The organism is Leifsonia sp. Ger2509, from assembly GCF_055231915.1.
In genome coordinates, this window is the sequence record NZ_JBUYVB010000003.1 from 2,394,380 (window position 1) to 2,418,190 (window position 23,811).

At 67.1% G+C, this 23,811-nt stretch carries 28 protein-coding genes; 13 read left to right on the top strand and 15 right to left on the bottom strand.

What is annotated here, in order from left to right:
* Positions 1-138: 138 nt before the first annotated feature.
* The 6 genes from ACV7NN_RS11865 to ACV7NN_RS11890 form a co-directional block, all read right to left on the bottom strand.
* Positions 139-1,620, bottom strand: a complete 1,482-nt coding sequence (locus ACV7NN_RS11865) for a sensor histidine kinase (protein ID WP_463349775.1) — start codon at positions 1,618-1,620, stop codon at positions 139-141.
* Entirely contained in the window at positions 1,617-2,375 is a 759-nt protein-coding gene (locus ACV7NN_RS11870; RefSeq protein WP_463349776.1) for a response regulator transcription factor, read from the bottom strand. Before ACV7NN_RS11870 ends, ACV7NN_RS11865 begins: the two co-directional genes overlap by 4 nt.
* A 67-nt stretch (positions 2,376-2,442) precedes the next feature.
* Positions 2,443-2,892, bottom strand: a complete 450-nt coding sequence (locus ACV7NN_RS11875; protein ID WP_463349777.1) for a VOC family protein — start codon at positions 2,890-2,892, stop codon at positions 2,443-2,445.
* Positions 2,893-2,908: 16 nt separating this feature from the next.
* Positions 2,909-3,373, bottom strand: a complete 465-nt coding sequence (locus ACV7NN_RS11880) for an SRPBCC family protein (protein ID WP_463349778.1) — start codon at positions 3,371-3,373, stop codon at positions 2,909-2,911.
* A gap of 103 nt (positions 3,374-3,476) precedes the next feature.
* The gene (locus ACV7NN_RS11885; RefSeq protein WP_463349779.1) at positions 3,477-3,803 is read right to left on the bottom strand and encodes an ArsR/SmtB family transcription factor; all 327 of its coding nucleotides are present in this window, start codon (positions 3,801-3,803) and stop codon (positions 3,477-3,479) included.
* Positions 3,804-3,894: 91 nt separating this feature from the next.
* Positions 3,895-4,191, bottom strand: coding sequence for a DUF559 domain-containing protein (locus ACV7NN_RS11890; protein WP_463349780.1), 297 nt, complete (start codon positions 4,189-4,191; stop codon positions 3,895-3,897).
* Positions 4,192-5,376: 1,185 nt separating this feature from the next.
* Between ACV7NN_RS11890 and ACV7NN_RS11895 the strand changes: the two genes are divergently transcribed.
* Positions 5,377-9,798: a DUF7507 domain-containing protein gene (locus ACV7NN_RS11895; RefSeq protein ID WP_463349781.1), complete on the top strand. Its 4,422-nt coding sequence runs from the start codon at positions 5,377-5,379 to the stop codon at positions 9,796-9,798.
* Entirely contained in the window at positions 9,795-10,232 is a 438-nt protein-coding gene (locus tag ACV7NN_RS11900) for a hypothetical protein (RefSeq protein WP_463349782.1), read from the top strand. The genes ACV7NN_RS11895 and ACV7NN_RS11900 overlap by 4 nt, the downstream gene beginning before the upstream one ends.
* A 62-nt stretch (positions 10,233-10,294) precedes the next feature.
* Here ACV7NN_RS11900 and ACV7NN_RS11905 read toward each other — a convergent pair whose 3' ends face one another.
* A complete protein-coding gene (locus ACV7NN_RS11905) occupies positions 10,295-10,567 on the bottom strand; it encodes a DUF2277 domain-containing protein (protein ID WP_463349783.1) in 273 nt (90 codons plus the stop codon).
* A 94-nt stretch (positions 10,568-10,661) separates the two neighbouring features.
* Between ACV7NN_RS11905 and ACV7NN_RS11910 the strand changes: the two genes are divergently transcribed.
* Positions 10,662-11,006 carry a VOC family protein gene (locus ACV7NN_RS11910; RefSeq protein WP_463349784.1) on the top strand — a complete coding sequence of 115 codons (345 nt, stop codon included), beginning with the start codon at positions 10,662-10,664 and terminating at the stop codon, positions 11,004-11,006.
* Positions 11,003-11,356: an MmcQ/YjbR family DNA-binding protein gene (locus ACV7NN_RS11915; protein WP_463349785.1), complete on the top strand. Its 354-nt coding sequence runs from the start codon at positions 11,003-11,005 to the stop codon at positions 11,354-11,356. The genes ACV7NN_RS11910 and ACV7NN_RS11915 overlap by 4 nt, the downstream gene beginning before the upstream one ends.
* 10 nt (positions 11,357-11,366) lie before the next feature.
* Here ACV7NN_RS11915 and ACV7NN_RS11920 read toward each other — a convergent pair whose 3' ends face one another.
* From ACV7NN_RS11920 to ACV7NN_RS11930, 3 genes are read right to left on the bottom strand one after another with little or no spacing between them, the layout of a single operon-like run.
* Positions 11,367-12,341, bottom strand: coding sequence for an NAD(P)-dependent alcohol dehydrogenase (locus tag ACV7NN_RS11920; RefSeq protein ID WP_463349786.1), 975 nt, complete (start codon positions 12,339-12,341; stop codon positions 11,367-11,369).
* Positions 12,338-12,571 carry a helix-turn-helix transcriptional regulator gene (locus ACV7NN_RS11925; RefSeq protein ID WP_463349787.1) on the bottom strand — a complete coding sequence of 78 codons (234 nt, stop codon included), beginning with the start codon at positions 12,569-12,571 and terminating at the stop codon, positions 12,338-12,340. Before ACV7NN_RS11925 ends, ACV7NN_RS11920 begins: the two co-directional genes overlap by 4 nt.
* Positions 12,565-12,993 (bottom strand): hypothetical protein, encoded by a 429-nt coding sequence (locus tag ACV7NN_RS11930; RefSeq protein WP_463349788.1) that lies wholly within the window; start codon positions 12,991-12,993, stop codon positions 12,565-12,567. Before ACV7NN_RS11930 ends, ACV7NN_RS11925 begins: the two co-directional genes overlap by 7 nt.
* Positions 12,994-13,108: 115 nt before the next feature.
* On the opposite strand from ACV7NN_RS11930, the gene ACV7NN_RS11935 reads away from it, so the two are divergent.
* Positions 13,109-13,726 carry a TOPRIM nucleotidyl transferase/hydrolase domain-containing protein gene (locus ACV7NN_RS11935; RefSeq protein ID WP_463349789.1) on the top strand — a complete coding sequence of 206 codons (618 nt, stop codon included), beginning with the start codon at positions 13,109-13,111 and terminating at the stop codon, positions 13,724-13,726.
* Positions 13,727-13,732: 6 nt separating this feature from the next.
* On the opposite strand, the gene ACV7NN_RS11940 is transcribed toward ACV7NN_RS11935, so the two are convergent.
* The 3 genes from ACV7NN_RS11940 to ACV7NN_RS11950 all read right to left on the bottom strand — a co-directional run bounded on the left by ACV7NN_RS11940 (position 13,733) and on the right by ACV7NN_RS11950 (position 14,848).
* Positions 13,733-13,990 (bottom strand): DUF6458 family protein, encoded by a 258-nt coding sequence (locus ACV7NN_RS11940; protein WP_463349790.1) that lies wholly within the window; start codon positions 13,988-13,990, stop codon positions 13,733-13,735.
* A 109-nt stretch (positions 13,991-14,099) separates the two neighbouring features.
* Entirely contained in the window at positions 14,100-14,426 is a 327-nt protein-coding gene (gene trxA / locus ACV7NN_RS11945) for a thioredoxin (protein WP_463349791.1), read from the bottom strand.
* Complete coding sequence (locus ACV7NN_RS11950) at positions 14,426-14,848, bottom strand: MerR family transcriptional regulator (RefSeq protein WP_463349792.1); 423 nt, start codon at positions 14,846-14,848, stop codon at positions 14,426-14,428. The genes trxA and ACV7NN_RS11950 overlap by 1 nt, the downstream gene beginning before the upstream one ends.
* An 80-nt stretch (positions 14,849-14,928) precedes the next feature.
* On the opposite strand from ACV7NN_RS11950, the gene ACV7NN_RS11955 reads away from it, so the two are divergent.
* The 3 genes from ACV7NN_RS11955 (at position 14,929) to ACV7NN_RS11965 (ending at position 18,202) form a co-directional block, all read left to right on the top strand.
* Positions 14,929-15,858 (top strand): aldo/keto reductase, encoded by a 930-nt coding sequence (locus tag ACV7NN_RS11955; RefSeq protein WP_463349793.1) that lies wholly within the window; start codon positions 14,929-14,931, stop codon positions 15,856-15,858.
* Positions 15,859-15,994: 136 nt separating this feature from the next.
* Positions 15,995-17,410, top strand: coding sequence for a pyridoxal phosphate-dependent decarboxylase family protein (locus ACV7NN_RS11960; protein WP_463349794.1), 1,416 nt, complete (start codon positions 15,995-15,997; stop codon positions 17,408-17,410).
* Positions 17,411-17,446: 36 nt separating this feature from the next.
* Positions 17,447-18,202: a DUF1295 domain-containing protein gene (locus ACV7NN_RS11965; protein ID WP_463349795.1), complete on the top strand. Its 756-nt coding sequence runs from the start codon at positions 17,447-17,449 to the stop codon at positions 18,200-18,202.
* 115 nt (positions 18,203-18,317) lie between these two features.
* On the opposite strand, the gene ACV7NN_RS11970 is transcribed toward ACV7NN_RS11965, so the two are convergent.
* Positions 18,318-19,235 carry a 5'-3' exonuclease gene (locus ACV7NN_RS11970; protein ID WP_463351286.1) on the bottom strand — a complete coding sequence of 306 codons (918 nt, stop codon included), beginning with the start codon at positions 19,233-19,235 and terminating at the stop codon, positions 18,318-18,320.
* Positions 19,236-19,338: 103 nt separating this feature from the next.
* On the opposite strand from ACV7NN_RS11970, the gene ACV7NN_RS11975 reads away from it, so the two are divergent.
* The 4 genes from ACV7NN_RS11975 (at position 19,339) to ACV7NN_RS11990 (ending at position 21,976) form a co-directional block, all read left to right on the top strand.
* A complete protein-coding gene (locus tag ACV7NN_RS11975; protein WP_463349796.1) occupies positions 19,339-19,797 on the top strand; it encodes a MarR family winged helix-turn-helix transcriptional regulator in 459 nt (152 codons plus the stop codon).
* Positions 19,794-21,215 (top strand): MFS transporter, encoded by a 1,422-nt coding sequence (locus tag ACV7NN_RS11980; RefSeq protein WP_463349797.1) that lies wholly within the window; start codon positions 19,794-19,796, stop codon positions 21,213-21,215. Before ACV7NN_RS11975 ends, ACV7NN_RS11980 begins: the two co-directional genes overlap by 4 nt.
* Before the next feature lie 93 nt (positions 21,216-21,308).
* Positions 21,309-21,674 carry a PLD nuclease N-terminal domain-containing protein gene (locus tag ACV7NN_RS11985; protein WP_463349798.1) on the top strand — a complete coding sequence of 122 codons (366 nt, stop codon included), beginning with the start codon at positions 21,309-21,311 and terminating at the stop codon, positions 21,672-21,674.
* A 56-nt stretch (positions 21,675-21,730) separates the two neighbouring features.
* The gene (locus ACV7NN_RS11990; RefSeq protein ID WP_463349799.1) at positions 21,731-21,976 is read left to right on the top strand and encodes a hypothetical protein; all 246 of its coding nucleotides are present in this window, start codon (positions 21,731-21,733) and stop codon (positions 21,974-21,976) included.
* An 87-nt stretch (positions 21,977-22,063) separates the two neighbouring features.
* Here ACV7NN_RS11990 and ACV7NN_RS11995 read toward each other — a convergent pair whose 3' ends face one another.
* Positions 22,064-22,651, bottom strand: coding sequence for a cation efflux transmembrane domain-containing protein (locus ACV7NN_RS11995; protein WP_463349800.1), 588 nt, complete (start codon positions 22,649-22,651; stop codon positions 22,064-22,066).
* A gap of 123 nt (positions 22,652-22,774) precedes the next feature.
* Between ACV7NN_RS11995 and ACV7NN_RS12000 the strand changes: the two genes are divergently transcribed.
* Positions 22,775-23,698 (top strand): SDR family oxidoreductase, encoded by a 924-nt coding sequence (locus ACV7NN_RS12000; protein WP_463349801.1) that lies wholly within the window; start codon positions 22,775-22,777, stop codon positions 23,696-23,698.
* Positions 23,699-23,811: the final 113 nt, after the last annotated feature.

The window sequence follows — 23,811 nt, forward strand, 5'->3', positions numbered from 1 at the left end:
ACAATCCGACCCCGGGGCGTGTGCGGAGTAGTTGCTCGCCAAAATATTGGCGAGCAATCGCTCACCTTGCCAATAGTTTGGCGGATAAACCGCGGCTGGGCGCCGGACGGACGGTGAGGGCCATGCGACCGGCCAACCTCAGGCCGGCAGCGACACGTGGAACGCCGTGCGCCCGGGCGCACTCTCGACGGAGACGCTGCCGCCGTGCGCCTCGGCGACGGCGCGCACGATCGCGAGGCCGAGACCCGTGCTCCCCGCGGTGCGCGAACGCGAATGGTCGCCGCGCACGAAACGTTCGAACAGGTCGGGCACGAGGTCCGCAGGGATCCCGGGTCCGTCATCCGTCACGACCAGGTCGACCCGGTCTCCCGTGCGACGCAGGCTCGTCACGACCGTCGTGCCGGGCGGCGTGTGCACGCGCGCGTTGGCGAGAAGGTTGACCACGACCTGGCGGACCTGCCGCGCATCCGCTCGCAGGACCACCGGCTCCTCGCTCATCTCCATCCGCCAGGTGTGGTCGGGCCCGGCGAGGTGCGCATCCGCCACCGCCTCGGTGACCATCGCCGACAAGTCCACGTCGCGCACGTCCGATTCGGGTTCGGAGTCGAGCCGCGCGAGCAGCAGGAGGTCCTCGACCAGCGAGGTCATCCGTACGGCCTCCGACTCGATGCGGTCGACGTTGCGGCGGAGCCCAGCGGAGGCGTCGTCGTACGTCCGCTGCGAGAGTTCGGCGTAGGCGCGGATGGTCGCGAGCGGAGTCCGGAGCTCGTGGCTCGCATCCGCCACGAAGGTCCGCACCTTCGTCTCTGCGGCCTCGCGCACTTCGAGCGCGTTCGAGACGTGGCCGAGCAGCCGGTTGAGCGCCGTCCCCACCTGGCCGACCTCGCTGCCCGCCTCGATGTCCTTCTCGCTCACGCGCATCGTCTCCGGCACCTCCCCGCGGTCGAGCGTGAGCTCGGTGACAGCGGATGCGGTGGCCGCCACATGCTGCAGCGGACGCAGCGCGCGCCTCACGCTGACCGCGGCGGCGGCGGCGGCCAGGAGGAGACCCGCTACGGCGACGATGCCGATCACGAGCGCGAGCCGGTCGATCGTCTCCTGCACGCTGGCGAGCGGAAGCCCGGCGATGAAGACCGTTCCGTCGTCGGTGGCCGTGCTCTCGACGCGATACGAGCCGAGGCCGGCGAGGGTGACCGTGTGCGGGACGCCATCGCGCGGCACGGCGCGGAGCTGGGTCTTCACCGCGGTCGAGAGATCGTGCTGGTGTCCCTGGCTGTCGGTGAAGCCCTGCACGGCGAACGTTCCGTCGACGATGACCGCGACGACGGTGTCCGGCGACTGCCCGGGTGCTCCGACGAAGGGATGGTCGCCGTCGCTGTCCGTGCCCGTGCCGGTCTGGCTCTCTGCGCCGGTGCTGGGTGTCTGGTCCCCGTGCGGCGGAAGGTCGTTCTTCGCGTCGACGGCGCGCTGGGACGCCCCCGCGAGGTTCTGGTCGACCTGGCCGAGCAGGTAGCTCTGCAGCGAGAGCACGGTGACAATCCCGATGACGAGGCTGGTCACGGCGAGCAGGCCGGCGAGGATGGCGACGAGCCGCCAGCGCAGGGTGCGTGGGCGTTTCACGAGGCCGGCTTCAGGATGTAACCGGCGCCGCGCACCGTGTGGATCATCGGTTCGCGCCCGGCGTCGATCTTGCGGCGCAGATAGGAGACGTACATCTCGACCACGTTGGAGGTCGCGCCGAAATCGAATCCCCAGACGTCGGTGAGGATCTGCTCCTTGCTGAGGACGCGGCGGGGGTTCCGGACGAAATACCGCAACAAGTCGAACTCGGTGGCGGTGAGATCGATGGGGTCCCCGCCGCGGAAGGTCTCGCGCGTCTCCTCGTCGAGCTGAAGATCGCCGACGGTCAGCCGGGCCTCCGCGGGTTCCATCGTCACACCGGTGGAGCTGCGGGCGAGACTCCTGGCCCGCGCGATCAGTTCGGCGACGCTGAACGGCTTGGTGACGTAGTCGTCGCCGCCGGCCCGGAGGCCGACCAGGCGGTCTTCCTGCGAGTCCTTCGCGGTGAGGAAGAGCACCCGCGTTTCCTCGCGGTCGTTGCGCACCCGGGCCAGGACCTCGTAGCCGTCCAGGTCGGGCATCATGATGTCGAGGATGATGACGTCGGGAGCGAATTCCCGCGCCGTGAACAGGACCTCGCGACCCCGGTTGAGGGTGCGGACATCCCACCCGTCGGCCTCGAACGCGAGGCTCACGGCTTCGGCGAGGAGTTCTTCGTCGTCGACGACGAGCACGCGCAACGGAGAGCCGTCGATGCGCCGCAGGTTCGCGGTCGACGTCACGCGCGCAGGGCCGCGCTCATTCCGGGAGCTCACGGAACAAGTATCGCGACCCCGCGCAACACACGCTGTGCTTTTCCTATGTGTTCCTGAAGAACGGGGGTCAGGCGTCGATGCGCTCGCCGGCAGCGGTGAAGCGCTCGGGCGGGCCGTCCTGGGCCGCCGCGGTGTCCATCCAGAAGACTTCCCAGAAGTGCCCATCGGGGTCGAGGAAGCTCCGCGTGTACATGAAGCCGTAGTCGTGGGTCTCCCGGGCCTCTCGGGCGCCGGCCGCGTAGGCCTTGTCGACGAGCTCGTCCACGCCTGCGCGGGTCTCGGCGGTGAGGCCGATCATCGCTTCGGTCGCGGTGTGCGCATCCGCCACCTCGGTCGTGATGTAGGTGGCGAAGTACGGGCGCGTCAGCAGTACGACAAAGAGGGTGTCGCTGATGCGGAAGGTCACGTTCTGGTCGCCCGAGAAGTTCTCATCCGCGATGAAGCCGAGGGCGGTGTAGAAGGCCCGCGCGGGGGCGAGGTCGTCGACGGGGAGGTTGACGAACATCATGGTGGACATGGTCTGTGCCTTTCGTTCAGTCCTCGACCACTGTGGCCAGGGACTCGAGGAGTTCGATGGTGCCCTCTTTGCGCAGGTCCGGGTTCTCCAGGTCGTCGAAGTAGACGCCCTGCTCGGTCAGCGTGAGACGGGTTCCCGCGGCGGTCGGAGTGAGTTCGATCGAGGCGAGTGAGACCGAGAGGCGCTGTCCGTCGACGCGCATCTCGTAGTCGTAGACGAGCCGGAGGTCGTCGACGACCTCGTGGTAGTAGGCGTCGAACCGCGAGACCGGGCCGCCTTCGCCGAACTGTCCCTCGCTGTGTTCGCGGCCGCCTTCCCGGAAGTCCATGGCCGAACCGATGTGGCGCCACTCTTCGCTCGGCGCCTCGAACCATTTGGCCTTGATGGCGGGGTCGGCGAACGCGGCGAAGACCTTCGCGGGCGAGGCCTTGTATTCGCGTTCCAGGGTGAACGTGCTGTGGGTGAGTTTGCGGCCTGTCATGGGTGTGTCCTTCCGGTCGATACGTGGGTGATGCGGGTGCGGGTCGTGTCGCGGATGCGGGATGCCGAGCGGGGGATGCGGGGTGCCGGTCGGGTGCGGCGGGTCAGTCGTCTTCTCCGAGGAGAGCACCGAGGCGGTCCAGCCGGCGTTCCCACGTTGTGCGCCGTTCGATGATCCAGTCTTCGACGGTGCGAAGCGCTTCGGGCTCGATTCTGCAGATGCGCACACGGCCCTCCTTCTCGGTGCGGATGAGCCCGCTCTCTTCGAGCACGCGGAGGTGCTGGAGGATGGCGGCGAGCGTCATCGCGAACGGCCGCGCGAGATCCGAGACGGATGCGGGCCCCTTCGTCATGCGGTCCACGAGCGCCCGGCGCGTCGGATCCGCGAGCGCCTGGAACATCAGGTCGAGTTCCGCCGATTGGTTAAGCATGTGCTTTAGTAAAGCACCAGCTTAAGTATTCCGCAACCCCGCGTTGTCGTCCTTTCCTCGAGCACAGGAAAAAGCACCCCATTTCGAACTCTTAAGGTGCCTTTTCCTGTTCTCGGCGCGCGCGATGCACGAGAAGCGATCGGATGCGGTGGATGAGGCGTTCCGGGTAGCGGTCGAGCTCTCCGGCGGTCACATAAACGACGGCCCAGCCGGCGGCTTCGAGCCGTTCGCGGCGGAGGATGTCGTCGTCGTAGGTGTTCTCGTCGGTGCGATGGTGGCGACCCTGGTATTCGACGGCGATCCGTTCGTCCGTGAATGCGAGGTCGACCATCGCGACAAGCCGGCCGGAGCGCGTCCGCACGCGGAAGTTGAGCGCAGCCTCCGGCATCCCCGCCGCCTGCAGAAGGAGCCGGAGCCGAGTCTCCCGCGGTGAAAGAGGTCCATAGCGGACGAGGTGAAGCGCCGCGCGTGCCCGAGTGAGGTCGCTCCCGTGTTTCGACGCACGGCAGCTCTGAGTTCGTCCATCGAGCACAGCGGCGGCCTGCGGGAATACGGCTCGTCGCCCGTGACCAGGAAGTCGCCGGCGGCCACCAACTCGGCCTCGCAGAGGTGACCCGCCAGGCGCACCCAGGTGTCCGCTGGGCCGACGATCGGCATGCCGCCCGGACTGCTGAACTGTTCTCCATTGGGCGTGAACTCGTGGGAGATCACACCCCTCAGCTTGGGAGCGCGTTGCGGTGCGAAGGCGGTGATGTGGACGGGTTCGTCGTCGATGCGGCGGGGCAACGGTATCGCCAGGATGGCAGCGGCCGACACGTGGCTGAAGTGGATTCCCTCAACGAGGCGCGGAAGCAGTGCTCGGCAGCGATCGACATGGCACGCAAGGTCCAGATTCCTGGAGCGGACGCCGTGGAATGGCCGCTGCAGGTCGCGCGACGACAGCCTGCCTCGCCTGATGCCCGCTTCGCGCGCATCGCGCACTCGAAACGGTGCGTGATCGATCTCGCCGGGGAGCGGGCTATGTCGTCGCATTTCCCCATACTCGCGAATGTGCCTTGTTCGCGCCCTTCGCTCTCCACAGCCCAAGCCCAGCACAGGGAAAAGCACCCCACGAGCTACGTTTGGCGTGTTTTTTCCTGTGCTCGGCGGATGTGGCGCGGGGGTGGGTGGGCCGCCGGGGACGTCGAAGAACTCCTCCAGGGTCGCGGACTGGTCGAACTCAAGGACGCCGTCCGCCGGAGCCCGCACACCTACGTCGGACTCGTACTCCGCCGATTCGGCATCGAGGCGACCCTTAACGTCGCTGCTCTAGCGCGTATTCACCCACGAACGCAACCGGATCGACCGTTTCGCCGTGGCACGCTGGCGCTCTCGATGTGTGCGTCAGGAGGTCGCGCTCATCGATGCCCCGAGAGCGAATCTCACCCCGCACTCCAGAAACAGGTACTTAATGTCTGCGCTGCCGATTGGCACCCACCGTCGATTCTCACTTGCCGCGGCTGTGGTCCTCGTGGTCGCGCTCTTCTCCAGCCTGTTCGTCGCTACGGCGGCGTCCGCGGCACCAGGGGGGCGCGTGACTGATCTCACGATCAGCGTCACCGACGATGGAACGCAACCGGCCGATCTCGACGGTGACGCTCAGAACGGCATCGTGGCAGTCAAATCCGCCGTGACCATGACCTGGTCGATCTCAGCGCAGGATCTCGTCGACGGAACATTCAGTCAGACACTCCCATCGGGCTGGAGCTGGGACGAACCATCGCTCGTCGCTCTGACGTCCACAACGTCGGTCTACACCTCCAGCTATGTCCTTTCGGGTCAGACCGTGACCGCAACGATGTCGATTCCGAACTCGTCCATCGTGAACGTCGAGCTCCGAGCCGTACCGGGGACGAGCGTCATCAATGGTTCGACCTACACCCCGTCGGTCACCTCGACCGACGGGCAAGGATCGAAGACCGCGACAGCGACGTCCGTGACGGTGGTCGGCAAATACGTCGTCAACGCCTCCCTGAGCGCGAGCGCGACCGCGAGGACGGACGGCACCCACGACTTCGGCGCTGGCCCCGTCGATGCGTACTGTGCCCAGTGGTTGATGATTCTCAGCACTCCGAACGCGGTCGGCGTCATCCCCGCCCGTCCGGACACGCTCACGGCGCGTGCGAAAGTCACCGGACTCATCCCTGCCGATGTCACCGCCGGAAATTGCTCTGGGTGGGCCACGAACGTGTCCGTCACGTCATACGACAAGACGACGGGCGACCTCGTCCTGAGCATCGACGGCTCGGCGCTCGCAGCCACGGAGGGCGCGAACGGATTGGAAAACGTCAGCGTCTGGTATCCCGCCTCCGTTGTGTCGACGGTACGGCAGGAGACGAAACTCACGGGAGCTTTCGACGCGATCACGGTCAACGGGGGTCAGCCGTCGTCCGGGAACAGGACGATCACGGGTTTGACCGTCGTCCAACAGGCGGAGACGGTGCTCTTCCACGGCAAGGCCACCGCCGTAATCGACGCGTACGGGGGCCCTGAGGTCACCCCGCCGTGGTACCCGGCATCCGGCTGGACCCAGGTGGCGAGCAGCACCGGCGCATCGGACGGAATCGCCAAAGGCGCTGTGGCTTCGACCATCGACACGCTCGAACTGCCGTATGACACTGCGCCGCCCTACCCGACACAGGACACGACCCATATCGTCGGCTACGACTTCTGGGATCCGACTCTCGCGCAGATCGTCGACCAGCCTGGCAGCGCGCAGCTGATCCTCGCGGGCAGGGCGATCGATGCCGACACGCTCGAGTACACCAGCGGTCCGACGCAATCAGGCCCGTGGGTGCCTTCAATCGCGGCAGCTGGTGGGCCGACACAGGTTCACGGCGTCAGGGCATCTGTCGCAAGCCTTCCGGGTCTCGCCGACCGCGACAAGCTCCAACTCGTCGTCGCCCAGAAGATCGTCGGCGAATCCGGCCAATGGCTGCGGAGCGATTCGACCTGGACCGCTGACCAGTTCCCGTCTCCGCTCACGAGTTCTGTCGAAGTCGAGATCCTGGGCACAAAACTCTCGGTGGCGATGACGGCCTCGCCGACGGCGATCGTCTCCGGAAGCCCGATCACCTACACCGTCACGCCCGGCGCTTGCGCGCCGGTCGGTAAAACGACCACGTCGACGGGAACGAATCTCTCCGTCGAAGTCACGCTCGCCTCCGTCATCACCAGCGTCGATCCCTCCGCGACGATCGCAGCGGGATGGACAGTTGCGTCGTACACGCCCGAAGACGTCGGTCCGGATGGAATGCCCGGAACGGCTGACGATGTAAGTGGACCGACGATCGTCCTCACATACTCCTCGCCGGTTGCGCTGCCACAGAGTGGATGTGCGGAGGTGCCTCCGTTCACCCTGGGCACGACCACCTCACTGCGCGCCCCATCGACGGGTTCGTCCATCCCCGCGAGCGCAACCGTCACGATGGATGAGGCGAGTCCGGCGAGCGCAAACGCTCCCGTCGACGTCACCCAGTCGAGCACCCTCAGCATGGACGGCTCCACGCCGTACCCCCAGCTCCAGCCATCGGCCACCTCCGTGGAATGGGCGGCGAACTGGTACAACTTCACCTCCAACGACCACAGTGGGGGCGCGTACATCCTCGATGTCCTGCCCAACGTCGGCGACGGCCGCGGGACCTCGACGAGCGCGACTCTGGAGCTCACGCAAGCGACACTGCTCGGTCAGGCGGCGACGAATGGTGCCGTTCTCCAGTACACGACCGCGGACCCGTCGACGATCGGCAGTGTCCCCGGCGATGGTGCGACCTGGGTCCCTTTGACAGCGGACACTGACCTGAGCAGCGTCACAGCGCTGCGGGTGTACCTGCCGACAATGACAGAGGGCAGCTACGGCGGCCTCAGGATCACGATGTCAGTCGCCGGCCAGACAGCCGGAGATGTGCTGGTGAACGACGCGCAGGCCTCGTTCGCGACTGAAAGCGCCACGTTGGCCTCGCCGAAGTACTCGGTACGCGTCGTCGGCGCGGCAGTCGGCGGAACGGTATGGCTTGACCCCAACGGAAACGGAAGCCACGACAACGGTGAGGGCGGCATCGCCGGTGCGACTGTGACCATTCTCGCGGACGGCCACGAGGTGGCGACCACCACGACCGACGCGAATGGTGTCTACACCTTCACGAATCTCGACACCGGCACGTACAGCATCGCGATGGATCCGACCACGTTCGGGGCCGCCCCGCTGCTTCAGACCTTCGGTCCGCATGAAGCTCTCGACAACAGTTCGGGTGAGATCGCCCTTCCCGGGACGGAACCGGTCACAGGGGTGGATTTCGGGTACGTCGTCGCCAAATCGCAGATCGTCCTCTACAAGACCGGTGTTCTCGTCGAGGGGCCGACCGGCGCGGCGGATGACACGATCAACTACACCCTGACCGCGACGAATTCGGGAAACACAGTCCTTACCGGGATCACCATCAGCGACCCGATGTCCGGCCTGTCGTCCCTGGTCTTCGGCGCATGGCCGTCGGGGACGGAAGGGACCCTTGCTCCGGGAGAGTCGGTGACGGCGACAGCGATGTATTCGGTGACGCAGGTCGATGTGGATGCCGGGTCGGTTATAAACACGGCGACGGCGAGGGCTACAGGACAGACCGGCAGTGTCGCTGCAATGGGCAGCGCGACCGTTCCGGTGCCGCAACGCCCCGCGATCGCTCTGACCAAGACCGGCACTCTTGCTGCGGGATCGACCGGCACTTCGGGCGACACCGTGAACTACACATTCACTGTGTCGAATACCGGAAACACGAGCCTCACCGAGGTGGTCATCAGCGACCCGATGTCCGGTCTGTCGTCCCTGGTCTACGACGCATCGCCGTCGGGGACCGCAGGGACCCTTGCTCCGGGAGAGTCGGTGACGGCGACCGCGACGTATTCGCTCACGCAGGTCGACGTCGACGCAGGAGCAGTGACCAATGCCGCCACCGTCACGGGTACAGCAAGCACCGGCAGCGTTACGGCAGCTGACACGGTCACCGTGGGGATTGCCCCGGAACCGACTGTGAATCTCGACGAGTCCGGACTGCTCACGTCTGCGGACACGGTGGCGCCAGGCGACACGGTCGACTTCACGTACGTCGTCACGAACACGGGAAATACGACCCTGACGGTCGAAACGCCAACCAGCAGCCTGGGGAACGACCTCACGTCGACGTCGACCGCAACCCTCGCACCGGGAGAATCCGTCGAGTTCGTCGGAACACACACGCTGAGCCAGGCAGACATCGACGCCGGTGCCGTGATCGACTCTTCTGACGTCGTGGCGACGACGCCCGATGGCACCCGTGTAACGGCCGCCTCGAGCGCGACGGTTCCGATTCCGTCAGCGGCAGCCATCGAGCTTACGAAGACCGGGGCGCTGGAGCAGGATGCCGTCGGCCGCGTGGGTGAACAGATCCAATTCGACTTCACCGTCACCAACACAGGAAACACGACCCTCCACGGCGCCAACATCGTTGACGCCATGGGTGGCCTCTCGGAACTTCGGTTCCGTTCCTGGCCGAGCGGTGAACCGGGAACCCTGGCTCCTGGGCAGACGGTGGAAGCTTCCGCGGACTACACCCTCACGCAGGCCGACATCGATGCGGGATCAGTGGTAAACACCGCTATTGCAAGCGCGACACCTGGTGCGCCCGGGGCCGATGGATCAGGCGACCCTGACCCGGTCACCGACCAGAGCACAGCGACGGTCGCGATTCCGAGTTCAGCGAGCCCAGGCGAGCCGGCAGGTCCAGCAATCGGCGGTCCGGACACCAGTACGTCTGATCGTTCGCCGGCTGAAGGACCTTCCCCGAGCACGGGTGACGGCACGGCGCTGGCCAACACCGGATCGGGTGACCCAGTGCCCGCTTCCCTGCTCGGAATCCTCCTCCTCACACTCGGCGCGCTCACGCTCGCCCTGGGCGCCCGGAAGCGCAGAAAGACACACGCATGAAAGCCTCACAACGAATCGGCATAGCCGCCATCGCCCTGCTCCTCTTCGGCGGAATCAGCGGGTGCTCCGGCGACGAGTCACACGGTCCAGGTTCGAAGACCGCCTCGCCCTCGAGCGGTGTGGCCACACGCATCACGACGCAGCCGGGCACGTCGAAGAACTTCGTCGGGGCGCGGCAGGACGTGAAAGTCGAGACATGCAGTGCTGGGGCACACGAGACGAAAGTCGGGGGAACCGTCGCGAACCCAACCGAATCGGCGCAGTCCTATCGCATTTACGTCTCAGTCATCGCGGGCGCGAAGACCATCGGCATCACCGAGATCGACGTCAATACCGTCGCCCCGACCGCCACCAAGGACTGGCAAGGAACCGTTGGCGCGTCCGCGGCGGACGCGACATGCGTCCTTCGCGTCGAACGCGAGCAAGCGGATTAGGCGCGACCGCCAGAACTGCGCCTGTCGCGGTGTCTTCGGTCGCCGACCCTCTCGCGCGCGTCTCAGGCGACAGCGAAGCGGCGCTCGGAGCGCTCGCGCGCCTTCTGCGCCTCTTCTTCGCGGTTCTTCGGCGGAGCAGTCGTCACCAGGTCTTCGAGCAGGTGACGTGAAATGTGGGCGATCTCTTCGACGGCGCGCTCGAACGCCTCTGCGTTCGCCTTGGAGGGCTTGGTCGAACCGCTGATCTTGCGGACGAACTGCAGGGCCGCGGCATGCACTTCGTCATCGGTGGCTGCGGGCTCGAAGTTGTAGAGAGTGTGGATGTTCCTGCACATGCAGACGAGGGTACTCGCGGCCATCGACCGAGTCACCCCCCGCATGTTCGAGCGGACTCTAGTCAGCGTCGGTGGCCGGTCGTACAGTTCCATCATGAATCGTGTCGACTATTTCGAAATTGGTTCACCAGATCCCGAGGCGTCGAAGGCGTTCTACGCGGGCCTCTTCGACTGGGAGGTCGGCCCGCCCTCACCCGCTGCGTACAGCATGGTCGAGGGAGACGCCGGAGGTTTGTGGGACACCAGCGCGCTCGGCGCGGCCAACTGGGCGATCTTCTACGTCCATGTCGACGACGTGTCCGAAGCGCTGGCGCGCGCCGTGAGCCTGGGCGCCGAAGTCGCGATGCCCGTGATCGACAACGGCCAGATCGAGTTCGCCCACCTGATCGACCCGCTCGGCAACCGCTTCGGCATCTGGCGCCCGAAGGGTGAGGCGTGATCCCCGATGACCTGACAGCGTTCATCCTGGATCTCAACGGGGCGGAGGAGACCTACCCCTTCGGTCCGGAGACCCGCGTCTTCAAGGTGGCGGGAAAGGTGTTCTCCGTCGACAGCACGCCGGTCGGCGGCGAGTCGATCACCGTGAAGGCACTGCCCGAGAACGTGCCGCGCCTCATCCGCAGCGTCGAAGGCATATCCCCCGGGTATCACATGAACAAGAAGCACTGGGTGACGGTGCGCCTCGACGGATCCGTCGAGTTCGATCATGTGTGCGAGCTGGTCGCGGAATCGCACGCGATCATCGTGGCCAAGCTGCCGAAACGCATCCGGATCGGGCTGGAAGGCTAGCGGCTTCCCGTCACGGCACCGTGACGACGAGTTTGCCCGCAACGTGCCCGTCGGCGAGGCGGCGAACGGCGTCGGCCGCGCGAGCGAGCGGGTACGTGTGCTCGATCTGCGGGGTCAGCGCGCCAGCTTCCGCGCGCTCGGCCAGGTAGGCGAGGTCGCCGGCGTCGCCGCGTGCGAGCATCCCGCGGAGGTTCTGGCGCACGAACGGCGCAACGACCCGGGCCCTCAGGTTGCGCGAGAGTCCGCCAAGCAGGGCACCGCCGCCCTCACCGCCGACCATGACCAGGGTTCCGCCGGGTGCAAGCGCGCGGCGCAGCACGCCCAGGGGACGACTTCCGCCCGTGTCGATGATGAGGTCGAACCGTGCTCCCCGGCTGTCGACCCCTTCGCGCGTGTAGTCGATGACCTCGTCTGCGCCGAGCGACGACACCAGCGCGACCTTCGCGGGGCTGCAGACGCCGGTCACCTGCGCGCCGTAATCGACGGCAAGTTGAACGGCGAACGACCCGACGCCGCCCCCGGCGCCGATGACCAGAACGCGCTGACCGGGTGACACCGAACCCCGGTCGCGAAGCGCCTGCAGTGCTGTCACGCCCGACGTGGGCAGTGCCGCTGCCTGCGTGAACGTGAGTCGGGCGGGCTTGTGCGCGAGCCTGTCCTGGCGGGCGACGGCGAACTCTGCGAACGAGCCGGCGGACATGCCGAAGACCTCATCGCCGGGGGCGTAGTCCGTTACGTTCGCCCCGACCTCCTCGACGACGCCCGCGAGATCGGAGCCGCGCACGGCGGTCTTCGGGGCCCGCATCCCGAACCCGGCCGCCCGGATGAGGTAGGGCTTGCCCTCCATGATGTGCCACACGCTCGGGTCGACGCCGGCGGCCCGCACACGGACGAGAACCTGGCCGTCGCCGGCGGACGGCCGATCGATCTCAGCGAGTTCCAGGGTGTCCGCCGACCCGTAGCGGTGTTGGACGATCGCTTTCATGACGCCGTCTCCCTCTCGGATGGGTATTGGAAGACGTCGTCGAGCGGCACCTCGAAGGTCAGGGCGATCTGGAACGCCAGTTCGAGTGACGGCGAGTAGCGCCCCTGCTCGATGGCGATGACCGTCTGCCTGGTCACACCGATGCGTTCGGCGAGCTCGGCCTGTGTCATCTCCCCGTGCCGGAACCGCAGGGAACGAATGGCATTGGTGACCTTGGTCGGTTTCACCATGTCGGCATCCCCCGGCGGTACGCGACGATCTTGACGATCGAGCCGAGGATGGCCGACAACACGAACCCCAGGTAGAGGGCGTTGGCGATCCAGAAGTAGTCGGCCCGCACCATGGTGAGGAGCAGTGCGCCGGCGGCGCCCGCGATCAGGACCCACCGCCCGGTGTATTCGCCGTAGCGGCCGATCTCACGGTCGCGCGTGTCCTTCTTGCCTGTGTCGCGGGGGGCGAAGAACGACCAGAGGATGGAAAGGACGATGGAGGCGAGGATGGAGCCGCCGATCGCCCACAGCATGGTGGGCACGTAGTCGACCGTGGTCAGTGGCGCGCCGGATGACTGGTTGAGCACCATTGCGACGTAGATCGCGTAGACCACGGTGGCGACCACCACCATGACCCACGCGCTTCTCTCTTCGGATGACATGTTCGCGCCCCGCTCGAATGTAAAGAAATGTTGACATCAGCGAGAGTAAACCTGCTTTGACATAATGTCAAGAAATATAGACATTTGGATGCACGGGGCGGAGTACGCTGGCGGCATGACGGATGCTGTCCAGTCGGCGCGGGCCGTCGCTGCGGCCCGGGACATCCGATCTGTGGTCCTCGTCGAGGGCGTCAGCGACCAGGTCGCGATCGAGACGCTCGCGGGCCGGCGCGGCCGCGACCTCGCGCGGGAGGGCGTGGCGATCGTGCCGATGGGCGGCGCGATGAGCATTGCGCGCTACCTGCGGGAATTCGGCCCACAGGGACTCGACCTGCGGCTGGCCGGCCTGTGCGATGCGGGTGAGGCGCGGTTCTTCGAGCGCGCTCTCGAGGATGCCGGTATCGCGGACGCCATTGCTGGCGCGAAGACCGTCGACCGTGAACGGATGGAGTCGCTCGGCTTCTCCGTATGCGTCGCGGACCTCGAAGACGAGCTCATTCGCTCGCTGGGCGCGGACCGCGTTGAAGAGATCATCGTCGCGCAGGGCGACCTCGCGTCCCTGCGGACCTTCCAGCAACAGCCCTTCCAGCGGGAGCGGCCGATCCAGCAGCAACTGCGCCGGTTCATGGGGGTGCGCAGTGGGCGGAAGGCCACCTATTCGCGAGTGCTGGTCGAGGGCCTCGACCTCAGGAAGGTGCCGAGGCCGCTCGACCTGCTGCTCGAACGAATCTGATCCGGGTCAGACCACCGGGTCGTCGGTGCTCGTCACCTGACGCTCAACGCGGTCGCCGGTGACCGGATCGACACCGGCGCGGGCGGTCGTGACCGAGCTCCGGCGGCGTGCCAGGAACACGATTCCGAGGATGACCATGATGACGCCGGCTGCCATCAGGATGTAGCCGACAAGCTCGAGGTTGATCCAGCTGACCTGCACTTTCAACGCAAACGCGAGGATCGCCCCGATTACGAAGAGCACAATTCCGGTTCCCAGGCTCATGACGAGCCTCCTTCCAGTCGCCGACGCAGAGTTGCGCCGATTCGGCCGTGACCGACGACTCGACCGTACGCCCCTGGGAAGCGCGGGAGACCCCCCTTGACTGAAGGGATCAGGCGAGGTAAGGGGCCAGTTCTGCTTTGATCGCGGCCGACGGTTTCGCGCCGACGAGGGTCTTCACGACCTCGCCGCCCTTGAAGACCTTCATCGTCGGGATCGAGAGGACGCGGTAGCGCGCAGCGACCTCGGGGTTGTCGTCGGAGTTGATCTTCACGATGCGGAATCCGGGATGCTCTTCCTGGGCCAGCTGCTCGAGGACGGGCGTGACGGCACGGCATGGCCCGCACCATTCCGCCCAGAATTCCACAAGGGTGGTGCCCTCGGAGCCGAGGACTTCTGCGTCGAAGGTGTCGGTGGAGACGGATGGGATGGTGGACATCAGCGTGCCTCTTTCTGGTCGGATCGGAAGTCGGATGCTGCGACGGCGGCGAATTCGCACAGCGGTCGCGAACGGGTGGAGGCGTCGGCGACGAGTTCCGCGAGCGCGCTGCGGCGCGTCTGGAGCTCTGCGATGCGGGTGTCGAGGGCGGCGATCGTCGCGCGATAGGCCGAGACGGATTCGGCGCAGTCGTCGGCGCGTGCGTTGCCCGCGACGAGGCAGTCGAGGAACGGCCGCGTCTGCTCGGCACTGATCCCGAGAGTGCGGAGGGACTGGATCTCGCGCACCAGTTCGACGTGCCATTGGTCGTAGTCGCGGTAGCCGTTCGCGAGCCTCGAGACTTCGAAGAGCCCGAGCGACTCGTAATAGCGCACCGTCTTCGCCGACACTCCTGCGCCACGTGCGACTTCGCCGATCCTCACGGGGATCACCTCCTTCTTCGACGATAAACCTTGTCCACGGGGGAAAGGTCAAGTGCCGCGAAATCGGCAATGATTGACGGATGAAGACCACGACGCTTCCCCAGACCGACCTGAACGCATCGAACATCATCCTCGGTCTGATGAGGATCTCCGAGCTCAGCGACGCAGAGATCCGCACCCTCGTCGGCGCCGCGCGCGACTCCGGGATCAACTACTTCGACCATGCAGACATCTACGGCAGCGAGCGTCATCAGTGCGAGCGCAGGTTCGGCGAATCGGTGACGTTCAGCCCCGCGGAACGCGAGGCGGTCATCATCCAGTCGAAGGTCGGCATCCGCGACGGGTATTTCGACTTCTCCAAAGAGCACATCCTCCGCAGCGTCGACGAGTCGCTCGAAGCCCTCCAGACCGAGTACCTCGACGTGCTGCTGCTCCACCGCCCCGACACGCTCGTCGAGCCCGCGGAGGTCGCCGAGGCGTTCGATACGCTCTTCGACGCCGGCAAGGTGCGCAACTTCGGCGTCTCGAACCAGACGCCAGGGCAGGTCGAACTCCTGAAGCGCTTCGTGCGCCAGCCGCTCGCGATCAACCAGGTGCAGCTGAGCATCACCCATTCTCCGATCATCGCCCAGGGCATCGCGGGCAACATGATCGGACTCGACCAGTCGATCGACCGCGACAACGGCATCCTCGACTACAGCCGCCTGAACGACATCACCCTGCAGGCCTGGTCGCCGTTCCAGAAGGCGTTCTTCGACGGGGTGTTCCTCGGCGACCGTGACGCGTATCCAGAGCTCAACCAGGTGATCGACGAGCTCGCCGAGGTTTACGACGTCGCGCCCGCGGCGATCGCTGTGGCCTGGATCACCCGGCACCCGGCGAACATGCAGGTCGTGCTCGGCACAACGAAGGTCTCGCACCTGCGCGACTCGGTGGGCGGCTCGGAGCTCCCGCTCACCAGGCAGGAATGGTATCGGCTCTTCACTGCAGCCGGTCACATCCTCCCGTAGGTTTCTTGCGTTCAGCCTGATCGCAACGCACGCATCGTGCGTCGCGAGCAGGATTCGTGACCGAATTATGCGTAGTGGCCTCCTCTATGGGAGCCTGTCGTAGCCGCTCCTGCGGCACGGGTGCGAAGGGATGCTCATGGGACGACACGACGACACCGAGACTGGATCCGCCGCCGCGGCACCCGGGCCGAAGCGGATGCACGAGGTCTCGACCGAGACCGAGGACCTCGTCGATCTCGTGCTCGACTACTCGCGCCGGCGCATCCTGAGCAGCGACACCCCGCTCGACCGGCCCCAGGCCGAATACGAACTCCGCCGGCTCGCGGGGAACACGATCGTCGAAAAGGGCATCGGCGCGACGCGGGCGATCGAGCTCTTCGAGAATGTGCTGGCGCCCGCCTGCATCACGACCGACCATCCGCAGTACCTGTCCTTCATCCCGACTGCGCCCACGAAAGCCGCGACCGCGTTCGACCTCGTCGTCTCGGCCAGCGCCGTCTACGGGGGCTCCTGGCTCGAAGGGTCGGGCGCGGTCTTCGCGGAGAACGAGGTGCTCTCGTGGTTGGCCGGCGAATTCGGCCTTCCGCCCGGTGCCGGGGGCGTGTTCGTGCAGGGCGGCACGCTCGGTAATCTCTCCGCGCTGGTCGCGGCCCGCGAGCACGCGCGTGCACGCCTGGAGTCCGCGGGAGTCGGGCGACCCGACCGATGGAAGGTGATCTGCAGCGCCGAGGCGCACTCGTCGATCGCCTCGGCGGCACGCGTCATGGACATCGAGATCGTTCCCGTGGCCCCGGGCGAGGGCGGTGCGCTCGCCGGCGACGCCGTGCGGACAGCGCTCGCGGAGCACGGCGACTCCGTGTTCGCCGTCGTCGCCACCGCGGGCTCGACGAACTTCGGAATCGTCGACGACATCGCGTCGATCGCCGCACTCAAGGACGAATTCGACTTCTGGCTGCACGTGGACGGCGCGTACGGGCTCGCGGGGATGCTCTCCCCTCTTGCCCGCCACCACTTCGCCGGGGTCGAGCGCGCCGACTCGGTGATCGTCGATCCGCACAAGTGGCTGTTCGCCCCGTTCGACGCCTGCGCGCTCATCTACGCCGACCCCGAGACCGGCCGCCGCGCCCACACCCAGCACGCCGAATACCTCGACACGCTCACCGAGACGACCGAGTGGAGCCCATCCGATTACGCCGCGCACCTCACCCGTCGCGCGCGCGGCCTCCCGCTCTGGTTCTCCCTCGCCACCTACGGCGAGACGGCGTACCGCGACGCGATCAGCGCATCCATCCAGCTCGCGCGCGACATCGCGGACGAGATCGAGCGCCGCGACGGACTGGCCCTCGTTCGCCGGCCGCAGCTCTCGGTCGTCGTCTTCGAACGTGAGGGCTGGACCCGGGCCGACTACGCCGCCTGGTCGGCGCGCCTGCTCGACGAGCAGCGCGCGTTCGTCACACCCAGTTCGCACCAGGGCCGGCCCAACACGCGCTTCGCGATCGTCAACCCGATGACGACGTTCGACCAGCTGACGGGCATCCTCGACACGATGTGAGGAAGGGGGTCCACTCCCCCTCACTAGACTGCGGGCATGCCCGCCGAGAGCCCGTACCGCTGGTTCGTCTACCTCGAGATCGCGCTCTCGGTCGTGACGTTCATCGCGCTCTGCTTCGTCGTCGCTCCATACGGCAGGCATGGCCGCGGAGGGTGGGGGCCGACCGTTCCTGCACGCGTCGGCTGGCTGATCATGGAGAGTCCCGCATCCCTTCTCTTCCTCCTCTTCTACCTGTTCGGCGAGCACCGGGCCGAGCTCGTCCCCCTGGTGTTCCTCGTGCTCTGGCAGCTGCATTACGTGCAGCGGGCGTTCATCTACCCGCTGCTGATGCGCGGCGGTGGGCGGATGCCCGTCGCGGTCATGGGAATGGCGATCGCCTTCAACGTGCTCAACACGTGGGTCAACGCGCGCTGGATCTCCGAATACGGTTCGTACCCGACCTCCTGGCTCACCGATCCGCGGTTCCTCATCGGCGTGGTGGTCTTCCTGGCCGGCTTCGCGCTCAACCTGGGTTCGGACCGCATCCTCCGTCGGCTCCGCGGGTCGGGGGCCAGCGGCTACCGCATCCCCTACGGCGGCGGTTACCGGTTCGTGTCCAGCCCCAACTATCTCGGCGAGATCGTCGAATGGACCGGCTGGGCGATCGCCACGTGGTCGCTCGCCGGCTTCTCGTTCGCCCTGTACACGTTCGCGAACCTGGCCCCGCGCGCCATGGCCAACCACCGCTGGTACCGCGACACGTTCGCGGACTACCCCGCCGACCGCAAGGCGCTCATCCCCGGGCTCCTCTAAGCCGCCCCGCCGTTCTGCCGAGCATACGAAAACCGGGGCTATCCCGCGCGGATAAGCCCGGTTTTCCTGTGCTTGGCGTCAGGCGCCAGGACGATGGGCGTCAGGCGGATGGGCGTCAGGATGCGGCGGCGGCGAGAGCGCGGAGGGCTCGGTCGAGCGAGCCGCCGAGAGCGTAGTGCTCGCCGAGCGCGCGCGCGGCAGCGAGCTGCGCTTCGCTGAGGGGGCGGATGCTCGGATCGAACGTCTCGAAGGACAGGTCGCTTGCGACCTCGACCACCCGCGGCGCCACCGCCAGATAGTCGGCAGCCGCGCGGATGCGCCCGCGCACGGCCGGCGAGAGAGCGACGTCATCGTCGTCTGCCGCCTCGATGATCCCGTCGAGGTCGCCGAATTCGCCGAGCAGGCCCGCGGCGGTCTTCTCGCCGACGCCCGCGACGCCCGGGAGCCCGTCCGACGGATCGCCTCGCATCACCGCGAAGTCCGCGTATTGTCGCGGAGTGATGCCGTACTTCGTCTCGACGACCGCATCCGTGACGACTTCGAGTTTGCTCATCCCTTTGGCCGTGTTCACGATCCGCACATCGTTCGCGTCGTCGACGAGCTGCAGAAGGTCACGGTCGCTCGTGACGATGTCCACCGGAACCGTCGCCTGCGTCGCCAGGCTGCCGATGACGTCGTCCGCCTCGTAGCCGGGTGCGCCGACGACCGCGATCCCGAGGGTCCCCAGGAGCTCGCGGATGAGCGGCACCTGCGCGACCAGCAGTTCGGGCACTTCCTCCACATCCACGCCGCCCGGGACGGCTTGCGCGACGCGGTGCGCCTTATAGCTCGGGATGAGCTCGACGCGCCAGCCGGGTCGCCAGTCGTCGTCCCAGCAGGCGACGAGCTGGGCGGGCTGGTAGTCGGTGACGAGCTTCGCGATGATGTCGAGCAGTCCGCGCACCGCGTTCACCGGCGTGCCGTCAGGCGCCCGCACGGTGTCGGGCACCCCGTAGAACCCGCGGAAGTAGAGGGCCGCAGTATCGAGGAGCATCAGTCGCCCGGTCACAGCTCCGATCATGGCACGCCGGACCGTCGCAGCATCGGATATTCAGCTAACTGTTCAGTTAGCTGAATAGTTTGATACGGTCGAGGGTATGACCGAAAGCACTCACGTCGCCGGCGGGACCGCCGACACGCACGAACTCGCCGGCGAACTCCGGGTCGCGCTCGGCGGCCTGATGCGCCGCCTCCGCCAGGAGGGCACCATCGGCGACTTCACCCGCTCGCAGCTCTCGGCGCTCGGCCGCCTGGAACGCGGCGGCGCCGCGACGCTCAGCGAGCTCGCCCGCGCCGAAGGGGTGCGACCGCAGTCGATGGCTGCGACGGTGGCAGTGCTCGAGAGCTCGGGCCTGGTGTCGCGGGCGCCGGACGAGCGCGATGGACGCAAATCCGTCCTCCAGCTCACCGAGGCTGCGCGCGACCAGTTCTCGACCGGCAGGCTGGCCCGCGAGGACTGGCTGTTCCGGGCCATCCGCTCCCGCCTCACCGACGACGAGCAGGCGCAGCTGGCATCGAGCATCCAGCTGATCCGGCGCCTCGCGGAGACGCCGTGACCGCGGGCAAGGCCACCGACACCGGCACGGATCCAGGCACCGGTCCCGGAGCACCCGGCCGCAAGCCTTTTCCGTGGACCTTCACCGCGCCGCTGCTGCTCGGTTCCACCCTGAACCCGATCAACAGCTCGATGATCGCGACGGGTCTCGTCGGGATCGGCGTCGACTTCCACTCCGGTCCCGGGACCACCGCATCCCTCATCTCCGTGCTGTACCTGTGCAGCGCAGTGATGCAGCCGACGATGGGCAAGCTCTCCACCCTGTTCGGGCCACGCCGGGTGTTCCTGGCCGGCATCCTCATCCTGCTGGCCGGCGGCGTGATCGGCACCCTGGCGCCCGCGTTCGGCTTCCTGTTGCTGTCCCGCGCGCTCATCGGCGTCGGCACATCCGCCGCCTACCCGACCGCGATGGCGATGGTGCGCAGGCGTGCCGACAGCGTCGGGATGGGCGTGCCGAGCCGCGTGCTCGGCAACTTCTCCATCGCAGCACAGGTCACGGCGGTCTTCGGGCTGCCGCTCGGCGGCATCCTCGCCGGAGCGTTCGGGTGGCGCGCGCTCTTCGCTGTGAACATCCCGCTCGCACTCGTGACCCTGGTCGCCACGCTGCTCGGCGTCGCGCGGGACACGCCGATCCTCCGCCGTGACCGCGGCGGCCTGCTGACCTCGCTCGACCTTCCGGGCATCCTGCTCTTCGCCGGCACGATCGTGTCGCTGCTGCTGTTCCTCTCGAGGCTCGCGGCTCCCGAATGGTGGCTGCTGGCTGTGATCGTGGTTCTCGCGGCAGCGCTGTTCCTGTGGGAGCGTCGCGCGGCGCGCCCGCTCATCGATGTGCGGATGCTCGCCCGCAACCGGCCCCTGCAGCGCACCTACCTGCGCCAGACCCTGGTCGCCCTCGGCATCTACGCGACCCTGTACGGCACGAGCCAGTGGATGGAGCAGAGCGCCCACCTGAGCGCCTCGGCCGTCGGGCTCATCCTGCTCCCCCTGTTCGGACTCAGCATCGTCGTGGCCCGCGTCGTCTCGACGCGCGGGTGGGTGCGCTGGCCGCTCATCCTCTCCGCGGTCGCCATGGTGCTGAGTTCGGTCGTGATGCTGCTGATCACCAGCGGGTCGAGCGTGTATGTGCTCATCGGCATGTCACTGCTGCTCGGCCTCACCAACGGCTTCAGCGGATTCGCCAACCAGGCGACTCTGTACGTCCAGACCCCTGCGGACGAGATCGCGGTCGCATCCGGGCTCTACCGCACTTTCGGCTACATCGGCGCGATCTTCTCGTCGAGCCTCATCGGGATCACGTTCGGGCAGGCCGCGACCGACGCCGGTCTGCATGCCCTGGCGTGGGTGCTGGGAGGCCTCGGCGTCGCCGTGCTGGTGCTGACGGTGCTCGACCGAAGCATCCCGGCCGTCGCAGGGAAGTAGGGGGCGGGTCCTCGGCCCCCCTTCGCGGGACGTATGCGTGGTGCAGCATGTTTGTGCTTCTGCTGGGCGCGCGCGATCAATAGGCTGTGAGGCATGGCTGCGATACCACTGCTCGGACTGCTCCTCATGATCGGGGCGCTGATCGACATCATTCTGCGATCGGAATGGCAGGTGAAGCACATCCACAAGTTCGGGTGGATCCTGCTGGTGATCTTCCTGCCGTTCATCGGAAGCATCCTGTGGTTCACGCTCGGCCGGGAGTATCCGACCGGGACGCCTCGGACGCACACCGGCGGCAGCCGGTATCACGGCCATGCGCATGCGCCGGCGTCCTTCGAGCGTCCGAAGTCGACCGAGGAGCAGCTCGCCGAGCTGGAACGCGAGATCGAGTTCTACCGCGAGCAGGAGCGCCTGAAGCAGGACCGTGGAGAGCTCGACGGCGAGCGGGACCCCTCCTGACTACTCGCACGTCGAATTCACTTTTCTTCCGGGCCACACGGTGGGACAGTGAAGGCATGGCGAAGACAACGATTGAGAAGGCAGCGGGTTTCAACCCGATTTCGATGCTCCACGACATGGGCTTCCGAAGCGAACAGGCCTACCTGGCCGGGTTCGCGTCGATCATCCTGTCGATACTCGCGTGGCTGGTCTCGCGGACCAAGAGGGACGAGCGCGCGCAGTCCGACCGGTGGGGCATCTTCATCGGCCACTGGGCTCCGACGTTCTTCGCGATCGGGATCGCCCTCAAGCACGAGGAGTGAGCCCTCGCGCAGCAGCGATCGGTCACGAATGGTCGCTTCGCGCGCTCGCGATCGACACTGTGCGACCGATCGGCGCAACGCCTGCGCTCAGTCGCGGAAGATGTGCACGGCCTCGCGGATGGCGTAGTAGACGATGACGAGACCGGCGAGCGGGTCGGCCCACCACCATCCGAACGCGAAGTCGAGCACGAGGCCGGCGAGCACGGCCGCGGCGAGGATGCCGTCGATAAGGGTCACGCGGCCCTCGGTGAGCAGGACCGGATTGCCGAGCGCGCGCCCGACGCGCCACTTTCCGGCCGCCAGCGCAAACATCACGAGTGCGGTCGCACCGGTCCACCAGATACCGCCCGGTCCGGGGACGGGCCGGTGTCCCGACACCAACGCGACGGCGGACTGCACGAGCAGATAGGCCGCGAGCGCAACGAACGCCCAGCCGATGAGGCGGAGCGCCACGCGCTGCCGCGCCTCGTCGGTGCCGGTGAGCTCCCAGATGACGACCGTGCTCGCGCCGATCTCGATCATGCTGTCGAGCCCGAAGCCGGCGAGGGCGACGGATGCGGTCTGCAGCACGAGTACGAGCAGCACCACCACCCCGACCACGTTCCAGGCGAGGGTGACGGCCTCGAGGCCGATTCCTGTGGCGCGCAGCTTCTGCACCCGTGCCGCGTCGGTCATCACGGATCCCATTCTGGCAGCGCCGGGCGCCCGGCCCGGGCGTACCCTGAACCCAGAAGTCACAACAGAGAGACGGCCGCCCCTGGTGAGCAGCACGCCCCGCACATCCGGATGGGGATCGCGATGGCTGAGAGCACGCCCGGCCTGATGGCCGGCAAGACAGTCCTGGTGACAGGCGGAACCGGCGGGATCGGCCGCGCGACGGCCGTGGGGCTCGCAGCGCTCGGCGCCCGCGTCGGCATCACCGGACGGCATGCTGCGCGCACCGCGACGGCGGCCGTCGCGATCGCAGCCGAGGCGCGCATGGCATCCGTCCGCGCATCCGGATCCGCCCCCGCCGGCGCATCCGGAACCGCCGCGACCGTCGACGCGTTCCCGGCCGACATGTCGTCGCAGGCCGAAGTGCGCAGGCTTGCCGCCGCGGTGCTGGAGGCGTACCCGCGGCTGGACGTGCTGGTCAACAATGTGGGCGGCTTCTGGGCCACCCGCCACGCGACCGCAGACGGGCTGGAGCACACGTATGCAGTCAACGTGCTCGCCCCGTTCCTCCTGACAGACCTGCTGCTCGACCGCCTGACCGCGAGCGCTCCGGCCCGCATCGTGACCGTCTCATCGGGAGCCCAGCGGATGGGACGCATCGACTTCGACGACCTGCAGGGCGAGCGCTCGTATTCCGGGCAGACCGCGTACAACCAGTCCAAGCTGGCGGACATCCTCTTCACGTTCGAACTCGCCAGACGCCTGAAGGGAACGGGCGTGACGGCAAACACGCTCCACCCGGGGCTGGTCCGCACCGCGTTCGCCGCCGAGGACTCGTCCACCGCATGGAAGATCATGATCCCGCTCCTCAAGCCGTTCATGAAGTCGCCGGAGCGGGGCGCGCAGACATCCATCTACCTGGCCTCGTCGCCCGAGGTCGAAGCGGTCTCCGGCGTGTACTTCTCCGGCCGCAAACCGGCCGCCGTGAATCCGATCGCGAAGGATGCGGCGGTGGCGTCGCGGCTCTGGGCGACCAACGCCGAGCTGGTGGGCTCGGCACATCCTTAAGAATTCCTAAGGAAACCTGCAGCCCGCGTCCGGGTCGACACAGAATCCTGCTAGGAACCGGCTGGAATGATCGGCCACACGACGCAGGAAAGAGGCGATGGATGGGGGTGCAG